Genomic DNA, 18250 nt, shown 5'->3' with positions numbered 1-18250 from the left:
TCCCCTCCGGATGCAGTAATTTACTGCATGATATTTTCATTGCTTTTCCGTCCATGATCATCCGGCCTAAATCAGGGCCGGCACGTTAGTGTTGCCTGAGTCACAGTACCTAATCTTTGAAGATAGGCAAGGAAACTCAGGGCCAATAATCTGTGAACATGGGCGGAGACAAAACCAGGCATATGCAAATTTCATTGCATATGCCTGGACAGGTAATTCGGGGCTAACTTACGGAAACCGGCGGGCCCATGACCAGCAGGGCGATGAAGACGACGGCGATGACCACCAGCGCCGCCGCTGCCGACAGGGCCGGACGGCGCAGCACCACGGCTTGGACCTTCTCGGCGGGACCCGCGGGGGCCTCGCCGCCGGGAGCCAGGCGCCACCCGCCGTCGAGCTTTCCGCGCCGGTCCATGGTGCGTTCAAACGGAATGGTGGTGTACGGAATGACGGCAGTGACCAGTCCCAGGAAGATGGTCGGCACGGACCATTTCTGGTTTACTCCCACAAAGACCGTGCTGGCGGCGTAGGAGAGGAACACGAAGCCGTGCACTCCCCCGGCGATCGGCATGAAGGTTTCATTGTCCAGGACGTATTTGGTGAACATGGCGGCCAACAGCAGGGTCCAGGTGACGGCCTCGGCGAAGGCCAGGCTGCGGAACAAAGTACGGGGAGTCATCGGGCTCTCTCGGTCGGGGCGTGGAGCTTGCGGTAACGCGAAGTTACCAACGAGTTGTCAGTATCGTACCGCGGCAGGCGCCCCCGGCCGGTCTGCAGAGGAGGCAATGCGAGGAAGATCAACCCTTTGATTGACCCCGGTGGGACCCTGTTTACGTTGCCGTCCAACGGCAAAGGGCGCCGCCTGCCGCTTTTGCAAGCGGAAAGGGACGCCCTTTTCCGGGTAAGGATCAGCCGCGGGAGAATCAACCGCGGGCGGCCAGAACCGCATCGAACTCAGCGCGGGTCGCGTAGGACGTCTGCGTGCCGCGCTTCGTCACCGAGTCAGCGGCGTAGTCGTTGGCTGTTACCAGCGAGGCCCGGATATCCCCGGTCTCCACCAGGCAGTGGCTGAAGCAGCCGATGAACGCGTCGCCGGCACCCGTGGTGTCCAGGGCCGGAACGGTGCGTCCCTCCAGCAGGACGGATCCAGCTGCGGAGAGCCAGAGGACACCGCGGGAACCCATGGTCACAATGACGTTCTTGACGCCGTGGTCCAGGATGGTCTGCGCTGCGGCCTGCACCTCTTCGAGGGTCTGCACCGGCATGCCGGTGAGCAGGGCCAGTTCGGTTTCATTGGGCACGAAGTAGTCGCAGCGGGCCACCTGGGCAAAGTCCAGGTCCTCAGTGGCCGGAGCCGGATTGAGCAGCACCGGGATGCCGTGCCGGTTGCCGAAGTCGATGGCCGCGTACACAGTCTCGAGGTTCACTTCCAGCTGCAGCACGATCAGTGAGCACGCGGCGATGGCGTCCGCCGCGTCTTCAATGTCCGACGGCGTGAGCAGGGCATTGGCGCCCTTGGCGATGACAATGGAGTTGCGTGAGTTGTCGTCCACGAAGATCGGCGCCACACCGCTGGTGGCCTCGGATTCCAGCACGTACGTGGTGTCGATGCCGTTGGCTTCGAAGTTGCGCCGGGTGGTTTCGGCAAAGGCGTCGTTTCCGACGCGGGTAAGCATCAGCACCGCGGAACCCATACGTGCGGCGGCCGTGGCCTGGTTGGCGCCCTTGCCGCCGCAGCCCATCTGAAAATCCCAGGCTTCGACGGTTTCGCCCTCGTCCGGCATCCGGCTGAGGTAGGAGACCAGGTCCACCATGTTGGAACCGATTACTGCAATATCCATGAAACTAAGCCTTCTCTTTGATGCCGGTGCTGACGGAGAAGGAGCGGGATGCTCCCGGCGCCAGTTCAATCAACGTTCCCGCTGCTTTTGCGGCGAGGGATCCTTCCGGCCGGGATGTCCCCGGCAGCACAAAGGCGGCCACGCGCTGGTCACCGTTGTGCAGCAGCCACCGGGTGGCCACCGGGAAGTCCGCGCCGGCGAACCGGGTGGCGAAGGTGACGCCGTCGGTCCGCTCGAGGAGGAACTCCAGCTTCCCGCCGAGGGAATCCAGCCCATCGGCGAAAAAGACAATCTCCGGGTCATATCCCGCGGCAGCATCCAGGATGTCCGGATTGACCTGCCCGCTGCGGATGGCCTCGTTCAGGGCCGTCCACTGCGGCGTGGGCGTGACATGCGCCGGAACACTGTCCCGCAGTACGAAAGCACCCTCAGGCAAGGACTGCGTCATCCGCGCCCCGTCCGCGAAGGCGTAGTTCATGTGGCACATGTACTGCAGCGGCATGGTGCGTGCAGCGGACAGGTTGGTCACCGTCAGGTCGATGTCGAACATCGCCGAACCGGCATGCAGCCGGACGGCGGGAACGGCGTCGTAATGGTCCCCGAAGCCCTTCACATATTCGTAGCGCCCGGAGACCGCCACCGAGTCGGCGTCGATTTCCAGCCAGGCTTCGTCGAAGTCCGCGCAGGGGAACTCGCCGTGCAGCGGATGCGTATCCTCCGGGGAGGGGCATCCGGCGGAGAGCAGGCCCGAGTGGAAGGCGAAGCAGCCGTAGGTGTCCTCGATCAGCTGGGCCGGCCGGGGCTGGCGGAAGGTGGAATCCATCCGCAGGCTCACGCCGTCGAACTCCGCGTCCCAGATCATCTGGCCCAGGAACGGCAGGACTTCCACCCGGCCGCGGGAGTTGCGGAGGGTCACGGATTCGACGCCGCTGGGGTAACGGACGGCGGTGACGGTGAATTCCGAGGATTCCACCAGAGTGGTTTCAGCGGCGGAGAAGGAGCCGCGCGCCAGATTAATGCGATACATGGTCTGCGGTCCTTTCCAGGCCGGCGGCCCGTCCCTCGCTGCGGCGCAGGTGGCGGAAGTGCAGGAAGACCGCCAGGAAGCAGACCAGGGAGACCGCGAAGGAGAGCTGCAGGGAGCCGGTCAGGTCCGAGGCCAGGCCCTGGACCACGGGGATCACTGCACCGCCGACAATGGCCATGACCAGCACCGCGCCGCCGGTTTCCGTGTGGCGCTTATCCTCAATGGTGTCCAGGGTGCGGCCGAAGATGGTGGCCCAGCAGGGTCCGAAGAGCCCGGAAACCAGGATCGCGGCCCAGACGGCGGTGATGTTCGGTACCAGCATCACGTAGACCAGGGCCAGGCTGCCGAGCACGGCGAAGCCCATCAGGACTGCGTTGACGTTGAACCGGGTGATCAGGAAGTTGGCTGCCATCTTGCCCAGGAAGAAGGCCACAAAGGCGAAGAACATGTAGTTGGTGGCGTTGCGCTCGTTGAGCGAATCGTCCAAGTTCAGGGCCAGCCGGATGGTGAAGGACCATACGGCGGTCTGCATGCCCACGTACATGAACTGGGCAAAGATGCCGCGCAGGAATTCCTTGTTGCGCGCCAGGTAGGCCAGGGTTTCCCCGATCCGGGCGGTGGCCTCGTGGGTCTTGTCCCGCAGCGGCTTGCAGTGCGGGAACCGGGTCAGTGCCACCACGATGAAGACCACCACGAGGATCATGATGATGTATTTGTACGGCATCAGGGTTCGCTGCAGCATGTCGGCGCTGAAGGCAACCTTTTCCTCCGCCGACATGGTGGACATCTGGCTTTCCAGCGTGTCGCCGTCGGTGAAGACCAGGTACTTGCCCAGCAGGATGCCCAGGATGGAGCCGATGGGCGTGAAGGTCTGGGAAACGTTCAGGCGCCAGGTGGAAGTGGGCTTGGGGCCCAGCAGCGTGGAGTAGGTGTTGCAGGCGGTCTCCAGGAAGCTGAGGCCGATCGCAATGGCGAACAGTGCCACCAGGAACATGCTGTAGGTGGCCATGTGTGAGGCCGGGAAGAATGCGGCACAGCCAAGGATGTACACGCCCAGGCCAATCAGGATGCCGGTTTTGTACGTGAACCGGCGGATGATGCGCGAGGCCGGAATGGCGATGACGAAGTAGCCGCCGTAGAAGGCGGACTGTACAAACGCAGTGGCCAGGTCCGAGAGCGTGAACACGGACTTGAACTGGGTGATGAGGATGTCATTCAGGCTGGCAGCGGCGCCCCACATCGGGAAACAGAGCGAAATCAGCAGGAACTGGAACCACGGAATACGGCTGAGGTAGCCGTCCGGCTGCTGGACGGCGGAAGTCTTGAAGAGCATTAGAGGGTGCTGCCTGCGAGGATGCTTGCTCCCGCCGAAGCGCCGATCCGGGTGGCGCCGGCCTCGACCATGCGGGCCAGATCCTCGGCGGTGCGGACGCCGCCGGAGGCTTTGACGCCCAGGTCCGGGCCAACGGTTTCGCGCATGATCTGCACGGCTTCCACCGTGGCGCCGTGCTTGGAGAAGCCGGTGGAGGTCTTGACGAAGTCGGCACCCGCGGCGACGCTGCAGCGGGAGGCTTCGGCGATCTGCTCGTCATCGAGGAGGCAGGTTTCCAGGATGACCTTGACCAGCGCCTTGCCCCCGGCGGCCTCGACGACGGCGCGGATTTCCGCTTCGACGTCGTCCCAGGCTCCGGCGAGTGCCCAGCCGATGTTGATGACCATATCCACTTCATCCGCACCGTTGGCCAGCGCGTCCTTGGTTTCAAAAACCTTGACGGCGGTGGTGGAGGCGCCCAGCGGGAACCCGACGACGGTGCAGACGCCAACCGGTGTGCCTGCAGCGGCACGGCTGGCCAGGGCCACCCAGGCCGGGTTGACGCAGACCGTTTTGAACTCGTGTTCAACGGCTTCTTGGACAAGGGTTTCGATCTGCGTGGCTGTTGCCGTCGGGGCAAGCAGTGTGTGATCGATGAGCTGCGAAATCTTCGACATGTGAGCCTCCTCATTGAGGGTTTTTACTCACTGTAGAAGTGGCTTGGAACACATGTCAAATTGCTGTTTTACATGTGTGCCTGCCTGCGGCACGCCGCGTTAGGAGGCTGCCCGCCGCCGGGTAGCATTCAGCACGCGCTGCGCCGTATCGGAGTCGATCACGAGGTGCGTCGCGTAGCCGGCCCGCAGGGCGGCCTCGATGGCTGTCACCTTTTCTTCCCCGCCGGCGACGAGAAGCCGGGTGCGGATTCCGCGCAGGTCTGCCAGGGTGATGCCGACCGTCCGCTCGTCCAGTTGGGGCACGCAGGCGTTGCCGTCGTCGTCGATAAAGCGGGAGCAGATGTCGCCGACGGCGCGGGCGGAGATGCCGGCCTTTTCAGTTTCGCTGAGGTAGCCGAGGTTGAACAGCATGGCATCGGGGCGGATGGCGCCGACGGTGAAGACGGCGACGTCGGCCTCCCGGCCCATCTCGATCACCTTGCGGATGTGCTTTTCCTCCTCCACGAGCCGCTTGACCTCCACGCTGTCAAAAATGACAGGCAGCGGAAGGGTGCGGGCAAACGCGCCGAAGGCATTGCAGAACAAGGTGATGGTTTCGAAGTCATTGGTGGCGCGGGTTGTGTAGGAAACCCCGCCCTTGAGCTGGATGATTTCCACGCCGTGACGTTCCTGCCGGGACAGGCTCCGGGCCACCGAGTACATGGTGGAACCCCAGGTGACGCCCACAAGATCCCCGTCGCGGACGTTCTCGGCGAGCACGCCGGCTCCCACCTTGCCGAGTTCGCCCAGCAGCTGCGGGGCATCGGGAACGACGGCGAGCCGGACATCCGCGAGGCCGAAAGCTTCGCGCAGCTCCGCTGCCAGGGTGGATCCCTGCTCCCGGGGGTCGTGGATGGCGATCGTGACGTAACCCCGGTCCTTGCCGTACTGAATGAGCTTGGAAACCGTGGGACGCGACAAACCGAGGCGCTGTGCCACTTCGCCCTGGGACAGTCCGGCCTCGTAATACAGCTTGACCGCGTCCAGCGCCTGGTTCTCGCGCGCATCCATTGGAACTCCTTTGTCCGCCCCTCACCGTGAGGTTGCCCACAGTGATTCTTCCATCTTCCGGCGCACAAAACGGCCGGCCGCGGTTAACCGCGGCCGGCCCTTAGGTTTTCGTGACGGGAGGTTACACCGTTTCAAGCTCCGGTGCAGTTGCCGCCCGGCGGTCCTCGCGGCGGTGCCGCAGGTGCTGCAGGGCACTGACCACCAGGGCAACCACGAGCACCAGGTAGAGGGTGACGGTGATGGGGCTGCCCACCAGGATGCCCAGATCCCCTTCGGACACGGCGAGGGCGCGGCGCAGTTCAGTCTCCGCCATCGGGCCCAGGATCACCGCAATCAGCACCGGGGCCAGCGGAATGCTGTAGCGGCGCATCATGAAGCCCACCAGGCCGACGGCGATGAGCAGCCACAGGTCGATCAACGAGGAGCTCACCGCGTACACGCCCAGCACCGAGAACACCGTGATGCCGGCGTAGAGGTAGTGCCGGGGAATGGTCAGCAGTTTGGCCCAGACGCTGGCGAACGGCAGGTTGATGATCAGCAGCATGACCAGGCCGATGAACAGCGAGGCCAGCAGCGCCCAGACCAGATCGCCGCTGCGCTCAAAGAGCAGCGGACCCGGCTGCATGCCGTACTGCTGGAATGCGGCGAGCATGATGGCCGCCGTGGCCGACGTCGGCAAACCGAGGGCCAGCAGCGCGCCCATGGCGGTTCCCGCCGTCGCGTTGGCTGCCGCTTCCGGCGCCGCGAGGCCCTTGATGGAGCCGGTGGTGCCGAACTCCGGGTCCTTGCGCCGCTTGGCCAGCGTCTTTTCCGTGCCGTAGGCCAGGAAGGTGGGAACCTCGGCGCCGCCGGCGGGAATCAGGCCAAACGGGGCACCGAAGGCGGTGCCGCGCAGCCAGGCCGGCAGGGCCTTGCGGAAGTCCTTGAAGTTGATGCGCGCGTTGCCGCGGGTTTCCAGCCGGGTGGCCACCGGGTCGCGGTGGATGCGGGAGGCCACATGGAACACTTCGCCCAGTGCCAGCAGGCCCACGGTGATGACGATGACGGAGATGCCGTCAAAGAGCTGCGGCAGGCCGAGGGTGAAGCGGGCGGTGCCGCTGGGCCCGTCGATGCCCACCAGCGCCAAGGCCAGGCCGATTCCCAGGGCGGCGATGCCCCGGATTACCGATTCGGACACGACGGCGGAGATGGCCAGGAAGGCGAAGACGGCCAGGGCGAAGTACTCCGCCGGGCCGAAGACCGTGGCCAGGCGCACCAGCGTGGGAGCGAAGAACACCACCAGCGTGGTGGCGATAAGCCCGCCGATGAAGGCGCCGATGGCCGCCGTGGCCAGCGCCTTGGCGGCGTGGCCGTTCTTGGCCATGCGGTGGCCCTCAAAGGTGGAGGCAATGGCGGAGGAGTTGCCGGGGGTATTCAGCAGGATTCCCGCGGTGGAGTCACCGAAGAGCCCGCCGAAGTAGATTCCGGCGAACATGATGAACGCGGCCGTGGGTTCCAGCGAGAAGGTCACCGGCAGCAGCAGCGCCACGGCCATTGCGGAGCCCAGGCCGGGCAGGACGCCGACGGCGGTGCCCAGCACGGCGCCGATCAGCACCCAGAGCAGGTTCACGGGAGTCAGCGCGTGCGCGAATCCCTCAAAAAGCAGTCCAATCTGATCCATCAGAGCATCCCTCCCAGGAAGCCGGAGGGCAGGTTCAGGCCCAGGCCGGCGTTGAACGCCAGCTGGACGGCGGAGGCGAACAGCAGTGAGACGCCCACATCAAAGAGCGGACGCTTGCTGCCCATGGCGTAGCAGATGACCCAGAACAAGAAGGCGGCGCTGATGATCCAGCCGAGGATGTTCAGCGCTGCGGTGAAGACCACGACGCCGCCGATCACCAGGCCGACGGTGCGCCAGTCGGAATAGGTCTTGTAGACGGCGGGAGCCCCTGCTCGGGCGGCATCGCCGCCGTCGTCGTTATGCCGGGCGGCGAACTCATGCTCGCCGGACAGGTCATCCAGCATGGCGCCGGAGAAGTTGCCGCGGCCCGGATGGATCCGGGTATCGGGAACGTTGGGACGCCGGATCACGGAAATGGCAAGGGTCGTAGCCACGGTATACAGCGCAATGCACACGAGGATCGGAAAGAACCGGGGTCCGGGCGAGGCGCTGCCCTGGACGTTCATAGTGGCGGTGCCAATGGTCAGGAAAACGGCCACGGCATAAAGCACCGCCACCACCACCAGTTCGCTGCGGCCCTCCAGCGCCGGCCGGCGCGGCGGCGCGTCAGTCTTCAGCGGTGCGGGCTTGTCCTGGGCGAGGCTCATAGTCCAAGCTCCTTTACGATTGTGCTGGCCGTTGAGACTTCGTCCTCGATAAAGGTTTCGAATTCCTCCCCGGTGGCAAAGCTGTCAGTCCAGCTGTTGCGCTCCAGGGTGTCTTTCCATTCATCGGACTCGCGCATTTCGGTGATGATGGCAATGAACTCGGCCTTGGCCTCGTCGGTGATGCCGGGGGCAGCCACCACACCGCGCCAGTTGGACATGGAAACATCCACGCCCTGTTCCTTGAAGGTGGGGACGTCCACACCGTCCAGCCGCTCCTCGGAGGAGATGGCCAAAGCCCGCAGGGTGCCGGCCTCGATCTGGTCCGCAACTTCGTTGTAGCCGGACATGCCCACGGCGGTGGTGTGGGAGAGCAGCGAGGTGAGGGCCTCGCCGCCGCCGGAGTAGGCCACATAGTTCACCTCGCTGGGGTCGATGCCGACTTCCTGGGCGAGCAGGCCGCTAAGCAGGTTGTCGATGGAGCCCAGCGAACCGCCGCCGATGGAGTTGCCGCCCGGGTTCTCCTTCCAGGCCGCCAGGAAGTCGTCCAGGGTCTGGAAGTCAGAATCAGCCGTGACCACCAGGACGTCAAAGTCGTCCGCGAGGCGGGCAATCGGCACGACGTCCGCCATCGATTCGGGGTTGTCGGCAAGCTCGATGGCGCCGATCATCACGCCGCCGGTGACCAGCAGGGCGTCCTCCCGGCCCGGAGTCTGCACAAACTGGCTCAGGCCAATGGTGCCGCCGGCGCCGGGGACATTCACCACCTGCGGATTGTTGACGATTCCGTTGCTGCGCAGAGCCTGCTGGGACTCGCGGGCGAACCCGTCCCAGCCTCCGCCCGGCGCTGCCGGCGCAATCAGGGTCAGTTTGCTGCGCGCGGTGGCGGTGCCGCCTGATGCTGCCGCGTTGACGAACGCCAGGACCGTAACCACGGCGACTACGAGGGCAAAGACCCCCGTGCGGATGGACTGTTTCATTGTTCCCGTTCCATTACTTCGTTGTCGGACGGACGATGCCCCGTGCAGGTGTATTGGTTGTACACAAGGACATACATATATCGCAGGTGACGTGGATCACCACAATAAACCCGTGTGTCCCAGGTAACAATCGGAACCGTCGTGACCCGTATTTGACGCAGGCGCCGGAAACCGTAGACTCAATGCCATTCGCAGCGTCGATGTATACAACGGTATGCAATGAGTCAGGAGCAGCACATGGCAGTGGCAGAAAATCCCGGTTCCGTCAGCACGGACGTAGTGGTGGTGGGCGGCGGCAACGCCGGCTTCACTGCCGCACACGCCGCCGCCGAGCGCGGGCGGTCGGTGATCCTGCTGGAGAAGGGTTCCGAGGCCCTCTCCGGCGGCAACAGCTTCTATACGGCCGGTGCCACTCGGATTGTCCATGGCGGCCTGGAGGACCTGGCCGGACTCATCGAGCCTGACGACAGGCACGCCACTACGGAGGTGCCTCCCTACACGGCGGAGAACTACGCTTCCGACCTGGCCAAGGTCACCGAGGGCCGCAATGACCCGGACATGACCGAGGTGCTGATCAAGGAGAGCCAGTCAACGCTGCGCTGGCTGAACAGCCTCGGGCTGAAGTACCGCCTCATGTACGAGCGCCAGGCCTACGAGCGCCCGGACGGCGGCTACCTGTTCTGGGGCGGGCTGCATGTCGGCAATGTGGGCGGCGGCGAGGGCATGATGGCCGACCACACCCGCGCGGCCCGGGAACACGGCGTCGACATCCGTTACGCCAGCCCGGCCACCAGGCTGCTGCACGACGGCGGCCGCGTGACCGGCGTCGTCGTTGCCGGTCCGGACGGCGACTATGAAATCCAGGCCGAGTCCGTGATCCTCACTGCCGGCGGCTTCGAATCTGACCCGGCGCTGCGCCGCGAGCACCTCGGCGAAGGCTGGGAAAACGCCAAGGTGCGCGGCACGCCCTGCAACACCGGCGACATGATCCTGGCAGCACTGGAAATCGGCGCGGCACGCGGCGGCGACTGGAACACCTGCCACAGCGTGCAGTGGGATGCCTTCACCGAGGACAACGAAAGCAACCGCGAGCTCACCAACCGCCTGACCCGGCAGAGCTATCCGCTGGGAATCATCGTGAACCGCGACGGCGAGCGCTTCCTGGACGAGGGCGCGGACTTCCGGAACTACACCTATGCCAAGTACGGGCGCGAAATCCTGAAGCAGCCCGGCTCCGTCGCCTGGCAGATCTTCGATGCCATGCTGCGGCCCATGCTGCGCACCGAGGAATATGACATGCCCGGGGTCTCGGTGGAAACCGCGGACACCATCGGCGAACTGGCCGCGAAGATCGGCATCAGCGCCGAGGCGCTGGAGAAGACCGTCACCGTATTCAACTCCTCCATTGACCGCAGCGTGGACTTTGATCCCAACGTCCTGGACGGCCGCGCCGCAGCCACCGAACCGGCCAAGAGCAACTGGGCGGTTCCCCTGGAGACCGGACCGTTCTACGCCTACGGCGTCACCTGCGGGATCACCTTCACCTTCGGCGGGGTTAAGGGCGACACCTCGGGCCGCGTGCTCGATGCCGAGGGCAACCCCATCCCGGGGCTCTTCGCCGCCGGCGAGATGCTGGGCGGACTGTTCAGCATCAACTACCCCGGCGGATCAGGCCTGGCGGCGGGCTGCGTGTTTGGCCGGCGGGCGGGTTCGCTGGCCTAGGACCGGGCGTAAAGTTGGCTCCGTTCGTTTCAGCACTTTTCCTTTACTCTTCCTAGGACATGCCCGTGGCCCCAGCAGCATCAGCACGTATTGACGGCGAGGCAATCTTCGCGGCGCTCCGCAGCGAGATCCTCTCCGGCGTGCACGGCCCCGGGACCCCGATGCGGGAAATAACACTGGCGGAGCGCTTCGGCGTCTCCCGCACTCCGGTCCGGGAGGCGCTCTCCCGCCTGCAGCAGGAACGGCTGCTGGAACGGGTGGCCCGGGGGCTGCAGGTTCCCCAGGTGGACCCTGCGCAGGTCATCCAGGTTTACGACATGCGCATCCTGCTGGAGGAAGAAGCAGCGGGACAGGCGGCCCGGTCCCGCCAGTTCACTGACCTCATGCGGCTTGAAGCACTGCTGGAACGGGACCGGAAGCTTTCGGATCCGGATGACCACACCCGGATCACCACCAACCTCGAGTTCCACGCCGCGGTGTGGGAGTGCGCGCACAACCCGGTGCTCACCGACCTGCTGGAACGCCTCTCCACTCACTTGATCCACGCGCCCCGCTCCACTCTGTCCGTGGAGCAGCGCTGGACTGATGCCCTGGACGAACATGAAGCGCTGATCGGCGCCATTGACCGGCAGGATGTTTCGACCGCGCGCCGGGTGGCCCGCGAACACATGGAAACCGCGCGGCGGATCCGGCTGATGCTGCTGCGCGAGGGCGCCCTGGAACAGCCGCTGCGTCCCTACACCCGCTAGGTTCCTACCCGCCGGGTTCCGCGGCAGCTAACTCCCGTAGGTCAGCGGTTCGGTGATCCAGTCCAAGTCTTTCCAGCGGTCCACCCGCTGCAGAACCGCGAAGCTGCTCCGGCAGAATTCCTCCACCGCCCGCTGCGGATCCGGCGCGGCAAAGGCATCCTCCAGCCGGAAGACAAACTCGCTCTCCTCGGCCAGGAACTGTGCCTTTCGCGGCGCCAGCAGGGATCCGTAGCTGCCGATATCCGCCACGAAGGGATACGGGAGGGCGTAGAACGACGGCGCATCCCACTTGGTATCCCCGGGCCAGAAGCCAAACTCGCAGAACTTCTCATCGAAGCCGTTCCGGCCAATGGAATCCGTTCCCGTGTAGGGTGCGGGCTGGCCGCTGAAGACGTTGCCGGAGAGGTCCATGGTGCCAAACCAGAATGCCGGCATATCCACCTTTCCGCGCATCGGCGCCAGGAACCCGGCCAGCGACCGGTAGGCGAACTGCAGGTTCGCCAGAAACAGCTCCACCGCGTCCCGGTCATAGGAGTGGTGTTTGGTGTCCCGCTCGAAAGGTGTGGGGTCGTAAAACTCCTGCGGCGTTGTGTTGATGGGCGTCGGCGTGCCGATCGTATCCAGCGACGCCATCAGCTCGCGGTGGAAATCGGCAACACTGAGTCCGTCCAGCAGTGGTATCCGGACCCGCGTGCCCAGGCTGTTCTGCACATCCACATGGTGCCGGGCGAGATTGAAATAAATCTCGAAATTGCAGTTCTCGGCGGGAATGATGCCGGTACCGATGCCATGGATGGTGGTGTCCAGGCGGATGTGCGCCCACTGGGGCCGTTTGTAGCTGCGCTCCAGCTTCACTTTGCCCGCCATCTGCAGGAACAGATGCAGGGTGTCGGCGGTGTCCTGCCAGTCGTCGTAGTTGAGGAATCTCTTGTCCATGGGATGTGCCCCTTCGAAAGTGGCGGGAGCCGCAGCCGGTACTGCACCTCCGGGCTCCTCCCAGTGTGAAAGACGGCTGTTTCGGGGTCAACGAACTGCAGGCATCCGGAGGCTGCTTCGCCGGACCCGGGGTGTGCGGAAGTGGTGCACGCCACTGCGGGCCGCTCTTGTTCCGTACCGGGGGCACCCCTAGGCTGGACGGGGCCGCCGTCGTCCTTTCCTCCTTCTTCCCCTGCACTGAACCCAGGAGCACCGTTGAGCATTCCCCCCAGGACCGGCACCCGCCCCCAGCATCGCCCGGGGATCAAATACGTCCTGATGCTGGGCGCCCTGGCGGCGCTGCCGGCGGTCACTACGGACATGTATCTGCCGTCGCTGCCCACCGTCGCCACGGAACTGCATACCAGCCAGGCCGCAGCGCAGTTCACGATGTCGGGAACGCTCATTGGAGCCGCCGTCGGGCAGCTGGTGATCGGACCCTTTTCGGACCGCTTCGGCCGGCGCCTGCCCCTGCTGATCGGTATCAGCCTCCACGTCATTGTGTCCCTGCTGTGTGCCGTTGCACCGGGGATCGGCACGCTCATTGGCCTGCGGGTCCTGCAGGGATTCTTCAACGCCGCGGCCGGGGTGGTGGCGATCGCCGTCATCCGGGACCGTTTTGTCGGCTCGGACGCCGCAAGGCTGCTGTCGCGGCTGATGCTGGTCATCGGACTGGCGCCGCTGCTGGCGCCCACGATCGGCCAGGCGGTCGCCGGCATTTGGCAGTGGCGGGCCGTGTTCGTGGCGCTGGCCCTGATCGGCCTGGTGCTGGTGCTGATTGTCTGGCGGTTCATGCCTGAAACGCTGCCGGCGGAACGGCGGCGCACCAGCGGCGGGCCAAGCGTTTTCCGCGGCTACAAGGTGCTCCTGCGGGACCGGCATTTCCTGGCCCTGTCCATCATTCCCGGCCTCGGCATGGCCGTGATCATGAGCTACGTGGTGGGCTCCCCGTTTGTGTTCCAGGACGAATACGGCCTCACCCCCGGGCAGTATGCCCTGGTGTTCGCCATCAACGGAGCCGGAATGGTCCTTTCCGCACAGCTCAACGCCGCCCTGGTCCACCGCTCCTCCCCCACCCGGATCATGCGCGTCACCGTCCCCGTCCTGCTGGGACTGTCCCTGCTGCTGCCGGTCATCATCCTCACCGGTTTGGGCGGGGTCTTCGGTCTGGCCGCCGGCCTGTGGCTGGTGCTGGGCATGCACGGACTGATCGCCGCCAACGCCACCGTCACCGCCCTGGGCGGCTACGGCCACATGGCCGGTTCCGCAGCCGCTCTGATTGGCGCCCTGCAGGTGGGAATCGCCGGCGTCGTCAGTCCTCTGGTGGGAGTGTTCGGCGGCGGGGCGCTGGCGATGTCCGGCGTCATCATCGGCTGCTGCGTGCTGATGACCCTCATCCTTGCCCTGGCCACGCCGGCCTACCGGCGCGGCGGAGTGGCCAGGCTGGACGGCCCGGGCGACGGCGCAGGCGAGCAGGCCGATACCGCGGCCACCGTGGACCTGGGTAAAAATTAGCCACGGAAAAAAGTAAGTATCCTGAGTACCGGATATCGGCATTCAGGAGAAGGACACGCTTTGGGCTCGTGGTTTGCGGCATTACTGTGGGGAACGGTTGCCGGATCGGCGCTGGTGGTCGGCTCCGGTATCGCCTGGAAATGGCAGATCAACCCCAAGGTTGTTTCCTCGATCATGGCCTTCGGCTCCGGGGTGCTGATTTCGGCGCTGGCCTTTGAACTTGTTGACGAGGCCGTCCAAGGCGGCGGGCTCCGGCCCACGATCGGCGGTTTCCTGGCCGGCGCGGTTGCCTACGTTGGGGCCAACCTCCTGCTGGCCCGGGCCGGTGCGCGGCACCGCAAGCGTTCCGGCTCCCGGCAGCCCAGCGAAGCCGACCAGCCCGGCAGCGGCAGTGCCCTTGCCATCGGTGCCCTGCTGGACGGAATCCCCGAATCCGTGGTGCTCGGGCTCGGTCTGGTGACCGCTTCGGCCGTCAGCCCGGCGATGCTGGCGGCAGTTTTTATTTCCAACGTCCCTGAAGGTCTCTCCAGCACCGCCGGCATGAAGGGCTCGGGGCGCAGCGCCAAATACGTTTTTGGTGTCTGGGGCGGCATCGCAGTCATCTGCGGCATTGCCTCAATGGTTGGCTTTCTGACCCTGCAGAACGCCCCCGTGGAACTCATCGCCTTCATCACGGCCATTGCCGCCGGCGCAATCCTGGCCATGCTGGCGGACACGATGATTCCGGAAGCCTTCGAGGAAAGCCACATGTTCACCGGGTTGATTGCCGCACTGGGTTTCCTTGCGGCCTTTTCCATCCACGAGCTGGGCTGAGCCGCTCCGGCACTGCGCACCCGCTGTCAGGAACACCGCCCTTCCGGCGGTTACACTGTGTCGTGGATCTCACCGCACATTAGTCTCCTCGCGGTCCTGCGTGGGCGGTCCCCGCGCAGCAGGACGGCCGTTTCCCCTGACAGACAGGACCTCTCCCGCCATGTATTCCGATCTGCCCGCCGACCAGCTCAAGGCCTACACCAGCTCCCAGACCCGCCCGGAGGACTTTGACGGGTTCTGGTCCGAAACCCTGGAGCAGGCACAGTCCCATCCCTTGAACCTCAGAATCACGCCGAAGCCGACGGTCCTGGAAACCATCGACATCTACGACGTTGAGTTCGCCGGCTGGAACGGCGAACCGGTCCGGGCCTGGCTGCGCGTGCCGCACGGCGCCACCGGACCGCTGGCCTGTGTGGTGGAGTTTGTCGGCTACGGCGGCGGGCGCGGCGAGGCCCATGAAAATCTGCTCTGGGCCGGGGCCGGATTTGCCCACCTGCAGATGGATACCCGCGGCCAGGGAGCCAGCTGGAGCCGGGGTGCCACGCCGGACGGTGCGGGCAGCGCCGGGCCGCAGGTTCCCGGCGTCATGACCCGGGGCATCCTGGACCCGCAGACCTATTATTACCGCCGGCTGATCACCGACGCGGTCCGTGCCGTTCAGGCAGCGCGCGAGCTGACGGCTGTGGACCCGGACCGGGTGGCGGTCACCGGGATCAGTCAGGGCGGCGGCGTCGCGCTGGCCGCCGCGGCGCTCTGCCCGGACCTGCGTGCCGCCGTCGTACGCGTTCCGTTCCTCTCCGACTTTCCGCGGGCCCTGCAGATCACCGACGCGTATCCCTACCGAGAAGTCAGCGATTTCCTCTCCGTCCACCGCACCGAAGCGGAGCGGGCGCAGGCGACGCTGCGCTACTTCGACGGCGTGAACTTCGCCCCCCACGCAACCATTCCGGCTATGTTCACTGCCGGACTCATGGATGTCACCACTCCCCCGTCCACCGTCTACGCGGCCTACAACGCCTACGCCGGTCCGAAGCAGATCACTGCGTGGCCGTTCAACGGGCACGAAGGCGGAGGCGCCGAGGACGACGTCGCCGCCGTGCACTTCCTGCGTGAAATGACCGCTGCCGGCTAGGACGTCGCCGCCGCCGGGGCTGCCGGCTAGTCGAGCATCGGCCTATCCCACGGCGAAGGAGAAGGTGACGACGGCGGCCAGCACCACCGCGCGGTCAGAGCGGCCTCTTGCTGGAGCAGCCCCGACACGCTGCCGGCGCCCGCCCAGTGTCGACGTCGTGCCGCTGCCCTCGCCGAGTGTCGACGTCGCGCCGCATGCCCTCGCCGAGTGTCGACGTCATGTCTCATTCAGGCGCGCATTCCCGCATCATCTCAACAATGGACGCAGCGAAGGGGCCTTAGCTCGACACTCGGCTGCGAGCGGCAGACCGCGACTGAAGCCGGGGAACCAGCACGCCGAACACCAGGAACGCAGCAGTCCACAGCACGAGCCCCACCAGCAGGAACATGCCCACGATGGCGAGGTAGTCCGACGCCGTCCGGGTCGGAAACCAGCCGCTGACAAAGAGCACGGGAAGGACGGTCCCGATCATCACGGCGAAGTGAACCGCCGTCTGCCAAAAGAGCGACCATTTCTCGACGTCGTAAATAGCTGACGCCGCCGACACCACGCCGAAAATGATCGCGGCACACAGCGTGCTGCGGCCGTCCTCCGCCTGCCCCTGTGTATAGAGCGCAACGGCAATTCCGGACATCAGAACGAGCGGAATTCCGCCCCTTAATACTGCTTGCCCCCAAAGCTTCATGCGCCCAACTTACCGGCCCGCGCACGCACGGAAGCCCAAGCCGAACATCACCGCGCCGTGGCGGCTGCCTTCCGGTAACGCTCCAGAATCTGCGGGGCGGCGGCAGCCTCCACCACTGATTCGCTCGCGGCGGTCCAGCCCGGCCACGCACCGGCCAGGACGGCCGCGGCCTGCCGGGCGGCGCCGTCGGCCACGTACTCCCCCGGATCCGGAACCGTCACGGGCAGGCCGAAGACCGCCGAGACAGCCTGCTGTAGCGCTTCCGACCGGGCCGCGCCGCCCACCAGAATGACCCGGCGGGCCTCAATTCCGAGGTCCCGCAGGGCCTGCAGTCCGTCCGCCAGGGAGCAGGCGATGCCTTCGACGGCGGCACGGGCCAGGTTCTCCGGAGTGAAGTTCGCCAGCGTCATTCCGTGCAGCGATCCGGTTGCATCGGGCAGGTTAGGGGTCCGTTCACCCTCAAAGTAGGGAACAAGGCTCAGCCCGCCCGCGCCGTCGGAGGCGGCCAGTGCCAGCCGGGTCAGTTCCGGAAGGTCCACGGAGAGCAGGGCTGCGGTGGCGTCCAGGACCCGCGACGCGTTGAGCGTGCAGGCCAGCGGCAGGTAGTGGCCGGTGGCGTCGGCAAATCCGGCCACCAAGCCGGTGTCGTCCGCGGAGGGATCGTCAGTCACGGCAAAAACGGTGCCGGAGGTGCCCACGGAGACGACGACGTCGCCCACCCCGGCTCCCACGCCCAGGGCGGCGCCGGCGTTGTCCCCGGTGCCCGGCGCAATGACCGCGCCCGACGGCGTCTGCTGGTCCGCTTCCAGCGGTCCCAAGACCCGCGGCAGCAGCGGGACGTGGCCGAGGGTTTGTTCCAGGACGGCGGGGAGGTATTCGCCGGTCGCGGGTGACCAGTAGCCGGTCCCGGAGGCGTCCGAGCGGTCGGTGCGCAGGGCGTCGAGTCCGGCGCGGCCGCTGCCCGGGCCGTAGCCGGCCAGCCGCCAGCTCAGCCAGTCATGCGGGAGGCAGACGGCGGCGGTCCGGGCCGCCTTCTCGGGTTCGTTTTCGGCCAGCCAGCGAAGCTTGGCCGCTGTAATGGAGGCCACCGGAACGGTGCCGGTCTGCCCCGCCCAGTAGGCGGCGCCGTCGGGCCCGGCCTCGGAGACCATCTTTTCGGCGGCCGCGGCCGAGCGCACGTCGTTCCACAGCAGGGCGGGGCGAACCACGGCACCGTCCTCATCCAGGCACACCATGCCGTGTTGCTGGCCGGAAACCGCCACGGCGTCGACGTCGTCGAGCCCGCCGGCAGCGTCCAGGGCCTCCTGCAGCGCGCGCCACCAGATCTCGGGATCGATTTCGGTGCCGTCCGCGTGCCGTGCCGTTCCGGAGCGGACCAGGGCACCGGTCTCGGAGTCCCTGATGACCACCTTGCAGGATTGGGTGGAGCTGTCCACTCCGGCAACCAGTGCCATGGCGTTACCTTTCA

Annotated in this window: 17 protein-coding genes; 5 read left to right on the top strand and 12 right to left on the bottom strand. The window is 65.9% G+C overall.

Annotated features, from left to right (window positions below):
* Positions 1-223: 223 nt before the first annotated feature.
* From AC4D2W_RS11005 to AC4D2W_RS10965, 9 genes are all read right to left on the bottom strand, one after another.
* Positions 224-679 carry a DUF3817 domain-containing protein gene (locus AC4D2W_RS11005; RefSeq protein ID WP_490926948.1) on the bottom strand — a complete coding sequence of 152 codons (456 nt, stop codon included), beginning with the start codon at positions 677-679 and terminating at the stop codon, positions 224-226.
* Between the two features lie 244 nt (positions 680-923).
* Positions 924-1841 (bottom strand): ribokinase, encoded by a 918-nt coding sequence (gene rbsK / locus AC4D2W_RS11000; RefSeq protein ID WP_490926947.1) that lies wholly within the window; start codon positions 1839-1841, stop codon positions 924-926.
* Positions 1842-1845: 4 nt separating this feature from the next.
* Positions 1846-2868, bottom strand: coding sequence for an aldose 1-epimerase family protein (locus AC4D2W_RS10995; RefSeq protein WP_490926946.1), 1023 nt, complete (start codon positions 2866-2868; stop codon positions 1846-1848).
* Positions 2855-4201 carry an L-fucose:H+ symporter permease gene (gene fucP / locus AC4D2W_RS10990; RefSeq protein ID WP_490926945.1) on the bottom strand — a complete coding sequence of 449 codons (1347 nt, stop codon included), beginning with the start codon at positions 4199-4201 and terminating at the stop codon, positions 2855-2857. The genes AC4D2W_RS10995 and fucP overlap by 14 nt, the downstream gene beginning before the upstream one ends.
* The gene (deoC, locus tag AC4D2W_RS10985) at positions 4201-4857 is read right to left on the bottom strand and encodes a deoxyribose-phosphate aldolase (protein WP_490926944.1); all 657 of its coding nucleotides are present in this window, start codon (positions 4855-4857) and stop codon (positions 4201-4203) included. The genes fucP and deoC overlap by 1 nt, the downstream gene beginning before the upstream one ends.
* A gap of 99 nt (positions 4858-4956) precedes the next feature.
* Positions 4957-5907: a sugar-binding transcriptional regulator gene (locus AC4D2W_RS10980; protein WP_490926943.1), complete on the bottom strand. Its 951-nt coding sequence runs from the start codon at positions 5905-5907 to the stop codon at positions 4957-4959.
* 121 nt (positions 5908-6028) lie between these two features.
* Positions 6029-7567, bottom strand: a complete 1539-nt coding sequence (locus tag AC4D2W_RS10975; RefSeq protein WP_490926942.1) for a tripartite tricarboxylate transporter permease — start codon at positions 7565-7567, stop codon at positions 6029-6031.
* Positions 7567-8214: a tripartite tricarboxylate transporter TctB family protein gene (locus tag AC4D2W_RS10970; RefSeq protein WP_490926941.1), complete on the bottom strand. Its 648-nt coding sequence runs from the start codon at positions 8212-8214 to the stop codon at positions 7567-7569. Before AC4D2W_RS10970 ends, AC4D2W_RS10975 begins: the two co-directional genes overlap by 1 nt.
* Positions 8211-9191 (bottom strand): Bug family tripartite tricarboxylate transporter substrate binding protein, encoded by a 981-nt coding sequence (locus AC4D2W_RS10965; RefSeq protein ID WP_490926940.1) that lies wholly within the window; start codon positions 9189-9191, stop codon positions 8211-8213. Before AC4D2W_RS10965 ends, AC4D2W_RS10970 begins: the two co-directional genes overlap by 4 nt.
* A gap of 237 nt (positions 9192-9428) precedes the next feature.
* On the opposite strand from AC4D2W_RS10965, the gene tcuA reads away from it, so the two are divergent.
* Positions 9429-10913 carry an FAD-dependent tricarballylate dehydrogenase TcuA gene (gene tcuA, locus AC4D2W_RS10960; protein ID WP_490926939.1) on the top strand — a complete coding sequence of 495 codons (1485 nt, stop codon included), beginning with the start codon at positions 9429-9431 and terminating at the stop codon, positions 10911-10913.
* A gap of 65 nt (positions 10914-10978) precedes the next feature.
* On the top strand, positions 10979-11662 hold the full coding sequence (locus AC4D2W_RS10955) for a GntR family transcriptional regulator (RefSeq protein ID WP_490926938.1): 684 nt from the start codon (positions 10979-10981) through the stop codon (positions 11660-11662).
* 27 nt (positions 11663-11689) lie between these two features.
* Here AC4D2W_RS10955 and AC4D2W_RS10950 read toward each other — a convergent pair whose 3' ends face one another.
* Complete coding sequence (locus AC4D2W_RS10950) at positions 11690-12598, bottom strand: DUF5996 family protein (RefSeq protein ID WP_490926937.1); 909 nt, start codon at positions 12596-12598, stop codon at positions 11690-11692.
* A 255-nt stretch (positions 12599-12853) separates the two neighbouring features.
* Between AC4D2W_RS10950 and AC4D2W_RS10945 the strand changes: the two genes are divergently transcribed.
* The 3 genes from AC4D2W_RS10945 to AC4D2W_RS10935 all read left to right on the top strand — a co-directional run bounded on the left by AC4D2W_RS10945 (position 12854) and on the right by AC4D2W_RS10935 (position 16097).
* Positions 12854-14152 carry a multidrug effflux MFS transporter gene (locus tag AC4D2W_RS10945; protein WP_490926936.1) on the top strand — a complete coding sequence of 433 codons (1299 nt, stop codon included), beginning with the start codon at positions 12854-12856 and terminating at the stop codon, positions 14150-14152.
* A 60-nt stretch (positions 14153-14212) separates the two neighbouring features.
* On the top strand, positions 14213-14965 hold the full coding sequence (locus tag AC4D2W_RS10940) for a ZIP family metal transporter (protein WP_490926935.1): 753 nt from the start codon (positions 14213-14215) through the stop codon (positions 14963-14965).
* A gap of 160 nt (positions 14966-15125) precedes the next feature.
* Positions 15126-16097, top strand: a complete 972-nt coding sequence (locus AC4D2W_RS10935) for an acetylxylan esterase (protein WP_490926934.1) — start codon at positions 15126-15128, stop codon at positions 16095-16097.
* Positions 16098-16374: 277 nt separating this feature from the next.
* On the opposite strand, the gene AC4D2W_RS10930 is transcribed toward AC4D2W_RS10935, so the two are convergent.
* Positions 16375-16731 carry a DUF3021 domain-containing protein gene (locus AC4D2W_RS10930; RefSeq protein WP_490926933.1) on the bottom strand — a complete coding sequence of 119 codons (357 nt, stop codon included), beginning with the start codon at positions 16729-16731 and terminating at the stop codon, positions 16375-16377.
* Between the two features lie 98 nt (positions 16732-16829).
* Positions 16830-18236: a xylulokinase gene (locus tag AC4D2W_RS10925; protein WP_490927424.1), complete on the bottom strand. Its 1407-nt coding sequence runs from the start codon at positions 18234-18236 to the stop codon at positions 16830-16832.
* Between the last annotated feature and the right edge of the window lie 14 nt (positions 18237-18250).

Source organism: Arthrobacter sp. TJ-58, from assembly GCF_058269295.1.
The sequence above is the reverse complement of the archived record's forward strand: the minus strand, read 5'-3'. Positions and strand labels throughout refer to the sequence as shown.

Excerpts from the sequence above, each read along its gene's own strand:
- AC4D2W_RS11005 (WP_490926948.1), bottom strand. The coding sequence starts at position 679 with ATGACTCCCCGTACTTTGTTCCGCAGCCTGGCCTTCGCCGAGGCCGTC.
- rbsK (WP_490926947.1), bottom strand. The coding sequence starts at position 1,841 with ATGGATATTGCAGTAATCGGTTCCAACATGGTGGACCTGGTCTCCTAC.
- AC4D2W_RS10995 (WP_490926946.1), bottom strand. The coding sequence starts at position 2,868 with ATGTATCGCATTAATCTGGCGCGCGGCTCCTTCTCCGCCGCTGAAACC.
- fucP (WP_490926945.1), bottom strand. The coding sequence starts at position 4,201 with ATGCTCTTCAAGACTTCCGCCGTCCAGCAGCCGGACGGCTACCTCAGC.
- deoC (WP_490926944.1), bottom strand. The coding sequence starts at position 4,857 with ATGTCGAAGATTTCGCAGCTCATCGATCACACACTGCTTGCCCCGACG.
- AC4D2W_RS10980 (WP_490926943.1), bottom strand. The coding sequence starts at position 5,907 with ATGGATGCGCGCGAGAACCAGGCGCTGGACGCGGTCAAGCTGTATTAC.
- AC4D2W_RS10975 (WP_490926942.1), bottom strand. The coding sequence starts at position 7,567 with ATGGATCAGATTGGACTGCTTTTTGAGGGATTCGCGCACGCGCTGACT.
- AC4D2W_RS10970 (WP_490926941.1), bottom strand. The coding sequence starts at position 8,214 with ATGAGCCTCGCCCAGGACAAGCCCGCACCGCTGAAGACTGACGCGCCG.
- AC4D2W_RS10965 (WP_490926940.1), bottom strand. The coding sequence starts at position 9,191 with ATGAAACAGTCCATCCGCACGGGGGTCTTTGCCCTCGTAGTCGCCGTG.
- tcuA (WP_490926939.1), top strand. The coding sequence starts at position 9,429 with ATGGCAGTGGCAGAAAATCCCGGTTCCGTCAGCACGGACGTAGTGGTG.
- AC4D2W_RS10950 (WP_490926937.1), bottom strand. The coding sequence starts at position 12,598 with ATGGACAAGAGATTCCTCAACTACGACGACTGGCAGGACACCGCCGAC.
- AC4D2W_RS10935 (WP_490926934.1), top strand. The coding sequence starts at position 15,126 with ATGTATTCCGATCTGCCCGCCGACCAGCTCAAGGCCTACACCAGCTCC.
- AC4D2W_RS10930 (WP_490926933.1), bottom strand. The coding sequence starts at position 16,731 with ATGTCCGGAATTGCCGTTGCGCTCTATACACAGGGGCAGGCGGAGGAC.
- AC4D2W_RS10925 (WP_490927424.1), bottom strand. The coding sequence starts at position 18,236 with ATGGCACTGGTTGCCGGAGTGGACAGCTCCACCCAATCCTGCAAGGTG.